We start from the raw sequence: 14,901 nt of genomic DNA, 5'->3' as shown, positions 1-14,901 counted from the left end.
CACCACGAACTAATAATGTTCGTGGTGCGAACTTCGTATGCGGGTTCGGCGACTTCGCCGGCTTCACGGGGAAGGACGGGGGCAATGACCGGACGACAAGTGGTCTTCGGCTTCGGCGCGCACAGCGGGATCGACGACGGTCCCGAGCTGGTGCGCAGGGTCCAGCAGGCGGACGCCGACGGGCTGGACCTGTTCTCGCTCTCCGACCACCCGTACCTCGGCGGCCGCCTGGACGCGTACGCCACCCTCGGCTTCCTGCTCGGCGGAACGCGGCGGATCTCGGGCTTCGCCAACGTCACCAACCTGCCCACCCGGCCCGCCCCGATGCTGGCCCGCACGGTGACCACGCTCTCGGCGCTCACCGGCGGCCGCGTCGTGCTCGGCATGGGCGCCGGCGGGCTTGTGGGACCGGATCGCCGACATGGGCGTGCCGAAACTGTCCCCGGGCGAGGCCGTGGAGGCGTTCGAAGAGGCGATCGTCCTGATCAAGGAGCTGTCGGGCGGCGGGGCGCCGGTCACGTACCGGGGTCGCCACTACCAGGTGAACCGGATCGAGCCCTCGCCCGTGGCCGCGCCTCCCGTGTGGACCGGGTCCAACGGCCGCAAGTCCCTCGCCGCCACCGGCCGGGTGGCCGACGGCTGGATCCCCGGCCACGCGGCGGACTGGCTGAGCGAGCGCTACCGCACCTCGCGGCCGGTCATCGACGAGGCGGCGGCGGCCGTCGGCCGCGACCCCCGGGAGATCCGTACGATCTACAACCTCCCCGGGCGGATCACCGAGCAGCCCCTGTCCGCCACCCGCGACGAGGACGGCCGCTGGATCGGCGGCTCCGTGGACCAGTGGGTCGAGGAGCTGACCGGCGCCGTCCTCGGGCACGACGCGTCGGGCTTCGTCCTCTTCGCCGAGGGCCATGGCGCGCAGGACATCGACGCCCTCGCCCGCTGGGGCCGCGAGATCGTCCCCGCCGTCCGCGAGGCGATCGCGAAGGAGGGCGGCTGACCGCGGCACCCCGGCCGTGACGCCCCGCCGGGCCGGTGATCACTCCCGTGGACCGGGGCGCCCGGTGGGGCCGACGGTCACTTCCCGCGATCCGGGCGGCCCTCGGCCACCGCGGCGAGCCGGTCCAGCGCCATGCGCGTGCCGGTCTCGTTGTCGGCCGCGGGAACGGCGTCGGGCACCCCCTCGTGGACGAGCCGCACCTCGGTGCCCTCCCCGTCCGGGATCAGCGTCGTCGTGAGGGTCATCGCGCCCCGCATCCGGGGGTCCGCGGACTCGAACTCGATGATCTCGACGACCCGTTCGTCCGGCACCAGCTCCACGAAGCGACCGTGGTAGGTGTCCGTGCGCGCGCCCGACTTCCCGGTGCCTTCGATCGTGTCGTAGTGCAGCGAGACCCGGAACTCGCCCCCTTCGCGCACGTCGAAGGAGTGCACCTCGCAGGTCATCCCGTACGGCACCCGCCACCGCGCGACCGTGTCGGCGTCGAGCAGCGAGCGATAGACGGCCGACGGCGGGGCGTCGACGTGGCGGGACGCGCGTGAGGTGTACACCCCTCCAGGCTAGGACGCGTGGAGCCCGACGGCAGGTGGACCGCCCGCAGGGGGGGCGGGTCGCCGCCCCTCGCCGGAAGGGGGGGCCGGGGGAACGCGGTGACGGCTGCCGCCGGAAATGGGTTGGCGGGGGCGGGCGTACGCCGTACCGTTCGGCCTCATGATCACCAACGAATCCGACCTCCCGCCGCGTCTCGGCAGCCTCACCTTCCACGGGCCGCTCTCCGAGGCCCGCGCCACCCGCATGATCGAGCGCCTCGCCGCAGCGGAACCCGCGGACGTGCTCGACATCGGCTGCGGCTGGGGCGAGTTGCTGCTGCGCGTCCTGGAGGCCGCCCCGGCGGCCAAGGGCGCCGGCCTCGACATCAACGCCGAGGACCTGGCCCGCGGGCGCGCCCTCGCCGAGGAGCGCGGGCTCGCGGACCGCGTGGCGTTCGTCGAGGAGTCGGCGCTCGGCACCGACCGGGGTCCGGTCGACGCGATCCTGTGCCTCGGGTCGAGCCACGCGCTGTGCGACCCCGAGCTGCCGCACGACCCCGCCGTCGCCCTGCGGGAACTGCGCCGTCTCGTACGGCCGGGCGGACGGGTCGTGCTGGGCGAGGGCTTCTGGGAGCGCGTTCCCACCGAGGCCGACCTGGCCGGGATGTGGCCCGGCGCCCGGGTCGAGGACCACTTCACCCTCGGCGGGCTCGTCGACCTCGCGATCGAGGCGGGCTTCCGGCCCGCGTGGATCGAGACGGCGAGCGCCGAGGAATGGGAGGAGTTCGAGTCCGGCTACCGGTACGACACCGAGGTCTGGCTCGCCGCACACCCCGACCACCCGCTCGCCGCCGAGACCCTCGAGCGCGTGGACCGTCAGCGTTCGACCTGGGTGAACGGCTACCGGGGCATCCTCGGCATCACCTACCTCACGCTCGTCGCCGTCGCCTGACCGCCGCCCGCGGGGCCCCGCTCCGGGGACCGACGGGTGCCCGCCTCACCACCGCCGCCCGGCTCCCAGCTCCGCGCGGTCCGGCGCGGAGAGGTGCAGCACCCGGAAGCGCTCGCCCTCGCCGGCGGGCGCTTCCGCGTCCGCCCACAGGGTGAGGGAGAGCAGCTCCCAGTGGCGCGGATCGACGGCGAGCGCGGAGGCCACCACCCCGTCCCGCCGGGACTCCCGCGCGTGCCGGGCGACCGCCTCCGTCACCGCCTCGCCCGGCGCGACCGCCTCCCCGAGCGGGATCCGGTGGCGCGTGGCCGCGTTCGGCACCGCCCCGGACGCCGGCCCCTCCTCGTACGACAGACCCGTCCAGTGCTGCACGACCGGCCGGCCGAAGTCGTTCACGATGCCCTGAAAACCCGGGCCCCAGAGGAACGAGTTCATGCCCTCGGGGGTGCGCCACAGGTAGAAGGGCGCGTACTGGTTCACGGGCGATCCGGCCTCCCGCTCCCGGATCAGGTACGCCTTGAGGCCGAGCCCGGGGAAGGCGTCGAGCAGGTGGCCCCTGGTCGCCACCCGCTTGCGGATGATCTCCATGTCGTAGTCGGCGGGCAGGGTGATCTCGTACTGCATCGCGTGCAAGGGACGGACTCCGCTTCTCTCGTGGTGAAGGGTGCGGGTTACGGGGATCAGGCGGGCCGGAGGACGGGGGTCAGCCCTGGGCGGCCCGAGGGGCGAGGAGCGCGAGGAGGCCCCGTACCGCGCTGTCGAAGGGCGCGCGCGAATCCGTCGCGCGGGCCAGCACATAGCCGCCCTGGAGGGTGGCGACCACGGTCGCCGCGATCTCGGCCGGATCGAGGGGGCAGTTCAACTCGCCCTCGTCCAGGCCCTCCTGGACGACCGCGGCGAGCCTGGCGCGCAGCCGGCCGAGCACCTCCTCGACCGGGGCGCGCAGTTCCGGCCGGGCGATCACCTCCGGGTCCATCGTCAGGCGCCCCACCGGGCAGCCGCGCAGGACGTCCCGCTCGTGGAGCAGATAGGCCTCGATCCGGTCGTACGCCGACCCCTCGCCGCCGAGCAGCGCCTCGGCCGCCGCGCCCATCTCCTCGGCGGTGCGCCGGATCGCCGCGAGGGCCAGATCGGGCTTCCCCGCGAAGTGGTGGTACATGCTTCCCTGGCCCGCGCCCGCCGCCTGCTGGACGGCCTTGGGGCTGGTGCCCACGTAGCCGCGCTCCCACAGCAGCTCGCGGGTCGCCTCGATCAGCCGCTCGGAGGTGCTCATGCTCATGCCCGCACTGTACATACCTGTAGGTACAGAAGGGGAGGAGACGGTCGCGCCGGTGCCCGCCACCGCTCCGCGCCCGCGCCACGCCCGCCGTACTCCCGTCGTCGTACGCGCGAAGCCGCTGCCCGTACGACGACCCGGACCCCTGCACGGAGGGACCCTCGAACCACGGACAACACCGCAGCACACCGAGGAGCTGAACCGTCATGAACACACTCGCCTACGCGGGACCCGGCCCGTGGATCCTCTTCGTCCCCCTCGTCTGGGCCGCCGTCGTCATCGGCGTCGTGACCGTCGCCCGCCGCGCGGGCCTGGGCCGGGGACGCGGCTTCCGGCACGGCCATGACGGCGGGCCCGACGAGCGCTCGCCGATCGCCCTGCTCGGCCACCGGTTCGCCGCCGGCGAGATCGACGAGGACGAGTACTGGCGCCGGCTGACCGTCCTGGAGGAGCAGTTCGGCCGCGCCGCGACCGACAAGGGGCGTCGGACGTGACCGGCGGGGGACTCCGGGCGTGACCGGGGGACCCGGGCGTCCTCGACGGCCCCGGAACTCCGGTGCGCCCGTGCCACACTGGCCGCGCGGGTGTCATCGAACAGGGGGATGATCCGGTTGGGGCTCGAGATCGAGAGCCGGCCGTCGGAGCTGCCGCACATCGAGCGGGTCTGGCGCAGCCGCAGCGACGACGTGGGGCGGATGACGTCCGTCGCGACCTCGCACTGGGAGCTGGTCTTCTGGGAGCACGAGGGGCGGACGCAGGCGGCGGTCCTCGGCCCGGAGCCCCGGGCGAGCCAGGCGCCCGTCCCGGAGGACGCCACGTTCTTCGGCATCAGCTTCGCCCTGGGCACCTCCATGCCGCACGTGCCGGTCGACCGGCTCGTGGGCGGCAGCGCGGAGATCCCGGACGTGACGCGGCGGTCCTTCTGGCTCAAGGGCTCCGCCTGGCACGTGCCCGACTACGACAACGCCGAGGCGTTCGTACGGCGCATGGTGCGCGAGGGCATCGTGGACCGTGACCCGATCGTGCCCGCCGTGCTCGGCGGCGCCGCCCCCGACGTCTCCGCGCGCACCCTCCAGCGGCGCTTCGTCGCGGCGACGGGCCTCACCCAGGGCGCCGTCCGGCAGATCCGCCGGGCCCGCGAGGCAGCGGTCCTCATCCAGGAGGGCGTCCCGGCCCAGGACGTGGTGCACCGGCTCGGCTACTTCGACCAGCCGCACCTGGCGCGGTCCCTGACCCGGTACATCGGCCGGACCGCCACCCAGCTCGGCGATCCGGCACGGACGGGCGCGCTGTCGCTTCTGTACAAGCCCTCGCCCCCGTCGCCCGCATAGTGTTCCTGACGTAGCGACAAGCCCCGCACTCGGCACGGAGGAATCATGCGCAAGGTCGTATCCGGTCTGTTCGTCTCGCTCGACGGTGTCGCCCAGTCGCCGAACGAGTGGCAGTTCGACTTCGACGAGGAGATGGGCGCCGCGCTGGCGCAGACGCTGGAGACGGCCGACACGATCCTGCTGGGCCGGGTGACGTTCACCGAGTGGGCCGGCTACTGGCCGACGGTCACCAGCGGGGAGGACGCCGGCTTCGCCCGGTGGATCAACGAGTCGCCGAAGTACGTCGTCTCCTCCACGCTGGACAGCGTGGACGACTGGGCCAACAGCACCCTGATCGGCGGGGACCTGACGGCAGCCGTCGAGAAGCTCAAGGCGGGCGAGGGCAAGGACATCACCGTCGCGGGCAGCCCGACCCTGGTGCGCTCGCTCCTCGAGCGGGACCTGCTGGACGAACTGGTCCTGCTGATCCATCCGGTGGTGGCCGGCGAGGGCCGCAAGAAGCTGTTCGCCGACGACTCCGCCCTCAAGAAGCTGGAACTCGTCAGCGCCCGCCCGACCAGCAGCGGCGTGATCATCGCGACCTACCGTCCGGTGCGCTGACCCGCCGCGCCCGGCCCGCTCAGCCCACCAGGACCGAGCGGGCCGTGAGCGGTGTCAGGACCGGGGCGATCGGCGTGCTGAGCGGCGCCCCGACCGGGAAGCGTCCGTAACCGGCGAGGGGGCCCTCGGTGGTGGCGTCGTGCACCGCGTGCGCGCGCGCCTCGACCGGGGCGGCGCACGGCGGTGCCGTGAGGGTGAACCACACGACCTTGCCGTCGGCCCCGCAGGGGCGCACGCCCCAACTCTCGCTGACGGCACCGACGATGGCGAGACCGCGGCCGGAGGTCGCGAGCCGCTCGAACGTGTCGAGGCCGTCCACCCCGTCGAACGGTTCCGGGGCGGCGGCCTCCGGTATGCGGGGGTCGTGGTCCCGGACCGAGACCGTCAGCCGGTCGAGCAGCAGCTCGACCTCGACGGTGCACCGCTTGTCCGGCTGCGCGTGCCGGTGGACGTTGCTCAGGAGCTCGGTGACACCGAGCACGGCATGGTCGACCAGGGCGTCGAGATGCCAGTGGCGCAAATGGGCGGAGACGATCCTGCGGACCTGACCGATCCGCGACGGCAGGGCCTGGAGCTCCACCGCGTAATACCTGCTCGGCTCGCTGATCACGGCTGCGACTCCCCGAAGTAGTCCGGAAGAAGACGAAGATCCCGATTTCTCATGCGGTACAGCAGGGCGGCGACCGGAACACGACGTCACCGCCGATGACTCATGGTGAATCGGGTTCCAGCGTGAACCAGCGGTGAGCGGCCCGCAACTCGCGGCCACCCGGTCCAGGTCAGGGGTGTGCGCGCGCCTCAGCGGCGCCCGGCGGCCCGTTCGAGCGCCGCCAGGAAGCGCCCGGACTCGGCCGTCTCCCCGCCGTGGTCGCCGTCCCGGTGCAGCGTCAGCCGGTACCGGGTGCCGTTCACGGTGGCCACCGCCTCGTCGGACTTCGCGAACCACGGCCGCCCCGCCCGGACCGCCCCCACCGGGGCGCTGTCGATCTCGCTGCCGTAACTCGTGAGGAGGGCGAGCCGCCCGTCCTCGATCCGCACCTCGCCCGCGCGGGTCAGCGAGCGGGGCCAGCGTGCGATCCGCACGCCCCGCGCCGTGAACTCGGGTTCCGCCATGCCGATCCGCCCCTTTCACCCTGTTGCCGCTACCAGTGTGCCGGGCCGTCCGCGAGCGCACCAGTAGCCCTCCCGCAAGGCATCCCTATGGATCCCCAAAGGGAACGTTTGCCCAGGTGAGAGGGGTATCGTCGGCAGTGGGGCACCTCTGGAAGCGACTGAGGAGAGACACGGATGAGCACCACGGAGAACAGCGCGGGAAGCAGAGTCACCGCCGCGGAGGTGACCGTCGACGTCGACCGCAGCGACCCGGCGTACCGGACCTGGCTCAAGGAGGCCGTCCGCAAGGTCCAGGCCGATGCCAACCGCTCCGCCGACACCCACCTGCTGCGCTTCCCGCTCCCCGAGAAGTGGGGCATCGACCTCTACCTCAAGGACGAGTCCACCCACCCCACCGGCAGCCTCAAGCACCGGCTCGCGCGCTCCCTCTTCCTCTACGGCCTCTGCAACGGCTGGATCCGGCCCGGCAAGCCCGTCATCGAGGCCTCCAGCGGCTCGACCGCCGTCTCCGAGGCGTACTTCGCCAAGCTCATCGGCGTCCCCTTCATCGCCGTCATGCCCCGCACCACCAGCCCGGAGAAGTGCCGGCTCATCGAGTTCCACGGCGGCCGGTGCCACTTCGTCGACGACTCGCGCACGATGTACGAGGAGGCCGCGGCCCTCGCCGAGCGCACCGGCGGCCACTACATGGACCAGTTCACGTACGCGGAGCGGGCCACCGACTGGCGCGGCAACAACAACATCGCAGAATCGATTTACCAGCAGCTGAGGCTGGAGCGCTACCCGGAGCCCGCCTGGATCGTGGCCACCGCCGGGACGGGCGGCACCTCGGCGACCATCGCCCGCTACGTCCACTACATGCAGCACGACACCCGGATCTGCGTCGCCGACCCCGAGAACTCCTGTTTCTTCGACGGCTGGACGCACAACGACCCGGACGCCACCGCCGACTGCGGCTCCCGCATCGAGGGCATCGGCCGCCCCCGCATGGAGCCCAGCTTCGTGCCCGGCGCCGTCGACCGCATGATGAAGGTGCCCGACGCGGCGAGCGTCGCCGCCGTCCGCGCCCTGGAAGGCGCGATCGGCCGCAAGGCGGGCGGTTCCACCGGCACCGGCCTGTGGAGCGCCCTCAAGATCGTCGCCGAGATGGTCGCGCAGGAGCGCACCGGCAGCGTCGTCACCCTGATCTGCGACGGCGGCGAACGCTACCTCGACAAGTACTACTCCGACGACTGGCTGGCCGCCCAGGGCCTCGACATCACCCCGTACACCGGCGCTATCGAGCGCTTCCTGGCGACGGGGTCCTGGCCGGAGTGAGCCGCCGGTCGAGCCGGCGCGCCGCGTCCCGGAAGGACAGCCCGACGCCCGGCCCGGCGGCGCGCAGCGCCAGACGGAACGCGGCCGGGCCGTCGAGGGCCATGGTCCAGCGCAGCCGGGTGCCCTTCCCGGCGGGGGAGAGGGACCACTCCTCCGCCATGGCCGTCACTCCGGGCGCGTTCGTCTCGTCGATCCGGTAGGCGTAGCGGACGTCGGGCTCGGCGGCGAGGATCGTCTCCTCGAAGGCGATCCCGCCGCGCAGCCGGACCGTCCGGCCCGCCCCGTCGCCCGTGGGGACGGCGGAGGTGACGGCGGTGAACCAGGCCGGCATGCTCCCCACCTCCAGGGCCAACGAACGGTAGACGGCCGGGGGCGGGGCGGCGAGGGCCGCCGTGAAGACCAGGCGGACGGGCGCGGACGCGGTGAAGTCGAGCTCCACCGGCCTCAGTCGGCGTGCCATGGACCGGACCTCCCAGGACGGAAAACGGAAGAGCACCCTAGCTGACGGAATGTCAGCGGCAAAGGGGAAGGCGGTGTGGCCGACGCCTCAGGCAGTCCGCAGCAGGGCGTCCAGGGCCCGGCCGAACAACACCCGCCCGGCCCGGCCCAGTACCGGATCGAAGAACCGCGGCACTCCCCGCACCGCCAGCTCCTCCGTCCACACCACCCGGCACCCGGCGGGCGCCTCCGCGACCTCGACCAGCGCCCAACCCAGGACGACGCGACCGGACTTCGCCAGCCGGCACGCCCCGGGCACGCCCGGGGCCGGCGGCTCCCAGCGCACGACCTCCATCGGGTCGTCGAAGGACAGCCGGCCGACGCCCGTCCGCGCGGCGAACCGCGTCCCCAACCCGTTCGGCCCCGGCGTCAGCACCCTCGTCCGGGTCAGCGGCACCTGGCGGCCGTGCGCCGGCCAGTCCGTCAGCCGGCGCCACACCTCCTCCGGCGCGAGGGGCACCGTCCGCTCGATCCGGAACAGGCTCACGCAGGTTCCTCGCCGGCCACCACGACGCCCGGCAGATGCTCCGCCACCTCGGCGCGCACCTCGGCGGGCAGGCCCCGGTCCGTGACCCAGGTGTCGACCTCGCCGAGGTCGCCGAACGAACTGAGGCCGACCGTGCCCCACTTGGTGTGGTCGGCGACGAGGACGACCCGGCGCGCCGAACGCATCAGACAGCGGTTGGTCTCCGCCTCCGCCAGGTTCGGCGTCGACAGACCCGCCTCCACCGACACGCCGTGCACGCCGAGGAACAACAGGTCGAAGTGGAGCGACCGGACCGCCCGGTCGGCGACGGGACCCACGAGGGCGTCGGAGGGCGTGCGCACGCCACCGGTCAGGACCACCGTCGCGGCCCCGCGCCGCGACTCGCCGCCGGCACCCGCCGACTGCGCCTCGTGGAAGACGTCCGCCACCCGCACGGAGTTCGTCACCACCGTCAGGTCCGGCACGTCGAGCAGGTGCCGGGCCAGGGCGAAGGTGGTCGTGCCACCGGACAGCGCGATCGCCGTGCCCGGGGCGACCAGGGCCGCCGCCGCCCGCGCGATGTCGTCCTTGGCGCTCGGTTCGAGCACCGACTTGGCCGCGAACCCCGGCTCGTGGGTGCTCGCCTCGACGACCGGCACGGCCCCGCCGTGCACCTTCGCCACCATGCCCTGACGCGCCAGGGCGTCCAGGTCGCGACGGATCGTCATGTCCGAGACGTTCAGCCGCCGGGTCAGCTCGTTGACCCGGACACCGCCGCGCCGCCGGACCTCGTCGAGGATCAGGGCGCGCCGCTGCTCCGCGAGGAGGTTCTGGTTGTCAGTCACCGCCGGGGCCGGTCCTTCCGCAGAAGACAAGAGGATGGGTGTCGGATTCGGTGAGAGACGGTGCGCAGTCGCACGACCGTCCGCGATCCTGTTGCCGACGTCGCATCTTCCCACTCCGAGAGGAAGTCGCCTCAGTGTCCCCTGCCACACCCGCCCCGGAGAGCGGGGGCGCGGCGCTCGAACTCCTCGTCCACGGAGTCGGCGGAGCCACCCCCGAGGACATGCTCGACGACCCCAGGACCGTACGGATCACCGGGGACCGGACCGCCGCCGTGTACCGGCGCGGCGTGGACCTCGACGCCGAGGACCACCCGGAGCGGTACGCGGCCCGCCCCGTCCCGGAGGCGTACTGCTGGTCCAACCTGACCTCGGGCGACGGCGCCCGCGCGCTCTGGCTGCTGCTCCTGCCGTTCATGGTGGCCAACCTGGCGCACTGGATGCGCCCTCCGGCCCGGAACAGACCCGGGCTCGTCCGGCTCTACGGCGTCCTCGTCCGGCTCGTCGCCCTCACCCTCACCGTGCTGCTCACCGCCGCGGCCTGCGAGGTCGCGCTCGACCTCACGGCGTGGCAGTGCGCGGGGACCGCCACCTGCGCCGACGCGCACTCCTGGCTCGGCTTCCTGTCCGCCGGGCGCGGCGGCTGGTGGTCCGTGCCGGGCCGGCGCCTGGTCCTCGCGGCCCTGGTGCCCGTCGTCCTCGTCGGCCTCCTCTGGTACCTCTCCAACCGGACCTGGAGCGCCTACGAGGCCCAGCGCCCGCCCACCGGCTACGACGCGCCCGTGCCGGAACCGCGGGCCGACACCGAGACCGCCGACAGCGGCGAGGGCGCGGAGACCGCGCCGACACCGGTCGAGCTCAGGCCCGCTCTCGGCCGCCCCGGCTTCTGGTACGGCCGCCGGCTCGTCGCCCGCCTCAGGGCCGCCCACACCGCCGCCGGCTTCCTGACCGTCGCGGCCGCTCTCGCCTCGGCCACCGCCCGCCATGACGCGGGGGCGCCGGGACCGCGCCCGTTCCTCGGCTGGGTCCTCCGGGCCGCCGTCGCCGTGCTCGCCGTCCTCGTCGTCTGGGTCGTCTGCCGCCGGGGGCGCAGCGAGAGCCGGCTCGACCTGCGCGTCGAGCACGCCGTGGTCTCCTGGCTGCCGGGCGTCTCCCTGGTCCTGCTCGTGCTGGCGGCCCTGCACACCGGCTGGTCCCGGCCCGGCTGGGCCTCCACCGGGACCCTTCCGGGCGACGCCGTGTTCGGCGCCCTCACCCTCGTCCAAGGCGGCCTGGTCGTCGCCCTCGGCGTGGTCGCCCTGCTCCTCCAGCGCCCCCGCCGCGACCCCCGGACCGCCCTGCGCGGACTCGGCGGCCCCGCCGTCGCCATGCTCGCCTGCGCGCTCGCCGGAGTGATGTCCGGCGGGGTGGCGCAGCGCGTCGCCGACTGGCTCGACGGCCCGGCCACCCCCGGCATGGGCGAAGGGCCCCGGATCGGGCCGCCCGTGCTCCTCAGCTGGCAGGCGTCCGTCATCCCCCTCCTGCTCCTGCTGCTGCTCGTCCCGGCGGCCCTCCTCGCCGTACGGACCGTGCTCACCGCCCGGCGGCTGCGGCAGGCGGTCGAGGACGACTACGCGGCGGCCGCCGAGCGCGACCCGGTCCGCACCGGACAGATCGCGTCCGGCCGGGCCCGCGCGGGGCTCACCGACTCCGCACCGGTCCTCGTCGGCGTCGTCTCGGGCGCCACCCTGCTCCTCGGGGCCGCCTCCGTCGCCGGCGCCTGGGCCAGCGGCAACGTACCCGGCCGGGCCTTCGACGGGGCACATCCCGCGATCGCCTCCCTCGCCTCCGCGACCCAGGCACTCGGCTCCTGGATGATCGGCTTCGGCTTCCTGCTCTTCGTCACCTGGGGCCGGCGCGCCTACCGGGACGCCTCGGCGCGCCGCACGATCGGCATCCTCTGGGACGTCGGCACCTTCTGGCCGCGCGCGGCCCACCCGTTCGCGCCGCCCTGCTACGCCGAACGGGCCGTCCCCGACCTCACCTGGCGGATGAGCTCCTGGACCGGGAGCACCGGCGGCCGCCTCGTGATCTCGGGCCACTCACAGGGCAGCGTGCTCGCCGCGGCCGCCGTCTGGCAGCTGCCGCCCGCCACCCGGGGCCGGGTCGCGCTGCTCACGTACGGGTCACCCCTGGAGCGGCTCTACGGACGCTGGTTCCCCGCCTACTTCGGCCCCGAGGCGCTCCGCGCCCTGCACCGCACGGTGCACTGCTGGAGCAACCTCCACCGCGCCACCGACCCCATCGGCGGCCCCGTCCGGGTGCCCGCCGAGGACGGCCGCCCCGCCGTCGACGCGGCGGTCCTCCTCGACCCGGTCGCCTACGGCCGCACCCGCCGCCATCCCCTGCCGGAACCGATCCTGGGGCACTCCGACTACCAGGCCGACCCGGCGTTCGCCGAGCGGCGCGCGGCGCTCCTCGACCGGCTGCCGCCCGCCCTGCCCCATCAGCGCGGGACGAACGAGGCGTCGGATCAGGGGAGTTCGGGCAGGTCGTCCGGGTAGAGCAGCGTCAGGTCGTCCGTGCTCGCGTCGGCGAGCGCGGCGACCCGGCCCGCGTGCCGCTCCACCATCGACTCGAACGTCTGCCGCGCCGTGCGGCCGTTGCCGAACGCCGGCCCCTTGGGCAGCTTCGTGAAGTACGCGAGCAGCGCCTCGTCCGTGCCCTCGGCGAGCCGGTACTCGTGCTCGTCCGCCTGCTGGCCCACGATCCGCAGGAGCTCGTCCGGGTCGTAGTCGCCGAAGGTGATCGTCCGTGAGAAACGGGACGCCACACCCGGGTTGACGGTGAGGAACCGCTCCATCTCCGCCGTGTACCCGGCGACGATGACCACCACCGCGTCCCGGTGGTCCTCCATCAGCTTCACCAGGGTGTCGATCGCCTCCCGGCCGAAGTCCCGCCCCGAGTCCTCGGGCGACAGCGCGTACGCCTCGTCGACGAACAGCACGCCGCCGCGCGCCCGGTCGAAGGCCTCCTGCGTACGGATCGCGGTCGAGCCGATGTGCTCGCCGACCAGGTCCACCCGGGAGACCTCCACCAGATGCCCGCGCTCCAGGACACCGAGCGAGTGGAGGATCGCGCCGTACAAGCGGGCCACCGTCGTCTTGCCCGTGCCCGGGTTCCCGGTGAAGACCAGATGGCGGCGGACCGAGGCCGCCTTGAGCCCCGCCTCCTGGCGCCTGCGCCCCACCTCGATCATGTTGGTGAGGGTCCGCACCTCCAGCTTGACGCTGTCCAGACCCACCAGGGCGTCCAGCTCCCCCAGCACGTCCTGCGACGAGCGCGCCTCCGGCGCGGGCTCCGCGGGTGCCGCGGCCGGCGGCTGAGCGCGCGGCACGGGCACCGTCCCGAGCAGCCCCGGCGACTGCGTGGCCGTCAGGACCGTGCCGCCGTCCGGTACGGAGGAACGGACCGCGCTCTCGTCGCTGGTGCACTCCTCGGCGCTGGCACCCTCCTCCGGGAACTCGTAACCGCCGCGCGCGCACCTTTCCGTACGGCACTTGCGCAGCACGGTCCGGCAGCCGTCCGTGACGTGGAAGCCGTATCCGCCGCTGCCCGTCACCCGGCAGCCGTGGAAGGAGCCCCGGCCCTCCGCCGACACGTAGAAACCGGCCTCGGCGGGCGAGGTGACCGTGCACCGGTCGATCGTGGGGTCGGCGCCCTTGGTGACGATGACCCCGGTCTGCACGGCGTCGATCGTGCAGCCGCTGAGGGTCCCGCCGCTGCCGTGGTCCCGGAACCAGGCACCCGTGGAGGCCTCCCGGATCCGGCAGTCGTCGAGCTGGGCGGTCGCCCCGTCGCTCACCGACACCGCCGTGTTCCGCACCTGCGACAGGTCGCTGTCGACGACGTCCACCCGCGACCCGCGGTCGAGGACGAACAGGGCGTCCGGCACGTCGTGCACCCGGCAGGCGTCCAGGACCGCGGTCGCCCCGTCGCTCACCCACACCGCCGGGTAGTCGCCCGTGCTGTCGTGGATCTCGCACTGGTTGGCGTCCACCCGGGTCCCCGGATCCCACACCGACAGGCCGTTGCGGCCGAAGCGGCGGACGGTCGAGCGGGTCAGCGTGAGGACCGAGCGGGACCGCAGGTCCACCGCGTTCTCCGGGACGTCGTGGATGTCGCAGTCCGAGAGCGTGAGCACCGCGTCGGTGTCGAGCGTGATGCCGTCCCCCGACGTGCGGTGCACCGAGGAGTCCGTGAGGTGGGCCGCGGCGCGGGCCGCGATCTGGAGGCCGGCGCCCTTGATCTCGTACACCTCGCAGCCGACGCCCTCCAGGCCGCTGCCCTCGCCGGTGACGGCGATCCCGGCCCCCGAGGCGTGGTGGATCCGGCAGCGCTCCAGGCGCGGATGGGCCCCGCCGCGCACCGAGACGCCCGCCTGCCCGGCGGAGACCACCTCGCACTCCTCGAACACCCCGCCCGCCCCGTCGAGCACGGCGATGCCGACGCCGGCCGGGTTGTCGATCGTGCAGCGCCGTGCCGTCGGCCGGGAGGCGCCCCGCACCTCGATCCCGGCGGCCGAGCGGGTCATGATCCGCAGATCGAGCAGTTCGGGCGTGCCGTCCTCGATCAGCAGCGCGGGCGCGGCCACGTCCTGCCCCTCGATGTGCAGGTCCTGCACCGTGACGGAGGCGCGCAGCGTCAGCGGCACCCCGTCCGGCGGCGCGATCCGCACCGAACCGACCCCGCCCTCGGGGCCGCGCAGTGTGACGGCCCGCCGCACCACGAGGTTCTCCCGGTACGTGCCGGGCGCGACGGTGAGGACGTCGCCGTCGCCCGCGGCCTCCAGGGCGGCGGCGAGGGAGGGGTACTCACCCGTGCGGCGCCGCCACCGCGATGTGCCGGTGTGCGTCACCTGGACCGTGCCCTGTGCCATGGGTGTGTCCTGCCCCCGCCTCATGCCTCGCCGCTGATCCGATGCCCCACCGTAGCGCGCG

Annotated in this window: 16 protein-coding genes and 1 pseudogene; 8 read left to right on the top strand and 9 right to left on the bottom strand. The window is 73.9% G+C overall.

Features of this window, described 5'->3' with window-relative positions; genetic code table 11:
• Nucleotides 1–15: 15 nt before the first annotated feature.
• Both OO54_RS47155 and OO54_RS47150 read left to right on the top strand, forming a co-directional pair.
• Nucleotides 16–369: pseudogene (locus OO54_RS47155) on the top strand (LLM class flavin-dependent oxidoreductase); the annotation flags it as partial.
• A gap of 52 nt (nucleotides 370–421) precedes the next feature.
• Nucleotides 422–1,000 carry an LLM class flavin-dependent oxidoreductase gene (locus tag OO54_RS47150; protein WP_234439360.1) on the top strand — a complete coding sequence of 193 codons (579 nt, stop codon included), beginning with the start codon at nucleotides 422–424 and terminating at the stop codon, nucleotides 998–1,000.
• A gap of 77 nt (nucleotides 1,001–1,077) precedes the next feature.
• On the opposite strand, the gene OO54_RS05465 is transcribed toward OO54_RS47150, so the two are convergent.
• Entirely contained in the window at nucleotides 1,078–1,551 is a 474-nt protein-coding gene (locus tag OO54_RS05465; protein ID WP_033201709.1) for an SRPBCC family protein, read from the bottom strand.
• A gap of 160 nt (nucleotides 1,552–1,711) precedes the next feature.
• Between OO54_RS05465 and OO54_RS05460 the strand changes: the two genes are divergently transcribed.
• Entirely contained in the window at nucleotides 1,712–2,482 is a 771-nt protein-coding gene (locus OO54_RS05460; protein ID WP_033201887.1) for an SAM-dependent methyltransferase, read from the top strand.
• 45 nt (nucleotides 2,483–2,527) lie between these two features.
• Here the strand turns inward: OO54_RS05460 and OO54_RS05455 are convergent, their stop codons facing one another.
• On the bottom strand, nucleotides 2,528–3,112 hold the full coding sequence (locus OO54_RS05455; protein WP_033201708.1) for a DUF4865 family protein: 585 nt from the start codon (nucleotides 3,110–3,112) through the stop codon (nucleotides 2,528–2,530).
• A 70-nt stretch (nucleotides 3,113–3,182) separates the two neighbouring features.
• A complete protein-coding gene (locus tag OO54_RS05450) occupies nucleotides 3,183–3,773 on the bottom strand; it encodes a TetR/AcrR family transcriptional regulator (RefSeq protein ID WP_033201707.1) in 591 nt (196 codons plus the stop codon).
• Between the two features lie 188 nt (nucleotides 3,774–3,961).
• Between OO54_RS05450 and OO54_RS05445 the strand changes: the two genes are divergently transcribed.
• The 3 genes from OO54_RS05445 (at nucleotide 3,962) to OO54_RS05435 (ending at nucleotide 5,686) form a co-directional block, all read left to right on the top strand.
• The gene (locus OO54_RS05445) at nucleotides 3,962–4,249 is read left to right on the top strand and encodes an SHOCT domain-containing protein (RefSeq protein WP_033201706.1); all 288 of its coding nucleotides are present in this window, start codon (nucleotides 3,962–3,964) and stop codon (nucleotides 4,247–4,249) included.
• 108 nt (nucleotides 4,250–4,357) lie between these two features.
• Nucleotides 4,358–5,086: a helix-turn-helix domain-containing protein gene (locus OO54_RS05440; protein WP_078905061.1), complete on the top strand. Its 729-nt coding sequence runs from the start codon at nucleotides 4,358–4,360 to the stop codon at nucleotides 5,084–5,086.
• 45 nt (nucleotides 5,087–5,131) lie between these two features.
• On the top strand, nucleotides 5,132–5,686 hold the full coding sequence (locus OO54_RS05435) for a dihydrofolate reductase family protein (RefSeq protein WP_033201705.1): 555 nt from the start codon (nucleotides 5,132–5,134) through the stop codon (nucleotides 5,684–5,686).
• 19 nt (nucleotides 5,687–5,705) lie between these two features.
• Here the strand turns inward: OO54_RS05435 and OO54_RS05430 are convergent, their stop codons facing one another.
• Together OO54_RS05430 and OO54_RS05425 are read right to left on the bottom strand one after the other, a co-directional pair.
• Nucleotides 5,706–6,296 (bottom strand): ATP-binding protein, encoded by a 591-nt coding sequence (locus tag OO54_RS05430; RefSeq protein WP_078905060.1) that lies wholly within the window; start codon nucleotides 6,294–6,296, stop codon nucleotides 5,706–5,708.
• A gap of 188 nt (nucleotides 6,297–6,484) precedes the next feature.
• Nucleotides 6,485–6,799 (bottom strand): hypothetical protein, encoded by a 315-nt coding sequence (locus tag OO54_RS05425; protein WP_017241286.1) that lies wholly within the window; start codon nucleotides 6,797–6,799, stop codon nucleotides 6,485–6,487.
• A 174-nt stretch (nucleotides 6,800–6,973) separates the two neighbouring features.
• On the opposite strand from OO54_RS05425, the gene cds1 reads away from it, so the two are divergent.
• Complete coding sequence (cds1, locus tag OO54_RS05420; protein ID WP_033201703.1) at nucleotides 6,974–8,116, top strand: L-cysteine desulfhydrase Cds1; 1,143 nt, start codon at nucleotides 6,974–6,976, stop codon at nucleotides 8,114–8,116.
• Here cds1 and OO54_RS05415 read toward each other — a convergent pair.
• The 3 genes from OO54_RS05415 to OO54_RS05405 form a co-directional block, all read right to left on the bottom strand.
• Nucleotides 8,076–8,576, bottom strand: a complete 501-nt coding sequence (locus OO54_RS05415; RefSeq protein WP_078905059.1) for an SRPBCC family protein — start codon at nucleotides 8,574–8,576, stop codon at nucleotides 8,076–8,078. The two genes, cds1 and OO54_RS05415, sit on opposite strands and share 41 nt — an antisense overlap.
• 87 nt (nucleotides 8,577–8,663) lie before the next feature.
• Nucleotides 8,664–9,101, bottom strand: a complete 438-nt coding sequence (locus OO54_RS05410) for an SRPBCC family protein (RefSeq protein ID WP_033201701.1) — start codon at nucleotides 9,099–9,101, stop codon at nucleotides 8,664–8,666.
• Nucleotides 9,098–9,925, bottom strand: a complete 828-nt coding sequence (locus OO54_RS05405; RefSeq protein ID WP_033201700.1) for a DeoR/GlpR family DNA-binding transcription regulator — start codon at nucleotides 9,923–9,925, stop codon at nucleotides 9,098–9,100. The genes OO54_RS05410 and OO54_RS05405 overlap by 4 nt, the downstream gene beginning before the upstream one ends.
• Nucleotides 9,926–10,059: 134 nt before the next feature.
• Between OO54_RS05405 and OO54_RS05400 the strand changes: the two genes are divergently transcribed.
• Nucleotides 10,060–12,465 (top strand): hypothetical protein, encoded by a 2,406-nt coding sequence (locus OO54_RS05400; protein ID WP_033201699.1) that lies wholly within the window; start codon nucleotides 10,060–10,062, stop codon nucleotides 12,463–12,465.
• On the opposite strand, the gene OO54_RS05395 is transcribed toward OO54_RS05400, so the two are convergent.
• Complete coding sequence (locus tag OO54_RS05395; protein ID WP_033201698.1) at nucleotides 12,435–14,840, bottom strand: right-handed parallel beta-helix repeat-containing protein; 2,406 nt, start codon at nucleotides 14,838–14,840, stop codon at nucleotides 12,435–12,437. The genes OO54_RS05400 and OO54_RS05395 overlap by 31 nt on opposite strands.
• Between the last annotated feature and the right edge of the window lie 61 nt (nucleotides 14,841–14,901).

The organism is Streptomyces wedmorensis (genome assembly GCF_000716445.1).
GTDB classification, from domain to species: Bacteria; Actinomycetota; Actinomycetes; order Streptomycetales; family Streptomycetaceae; genus Streptomyces; species Streptomyces wedmorensis.
Note: the sequence above shows the minus strand (reverse complement) of the source record. Positions and strands in the feature narration are given on the sequence as shown.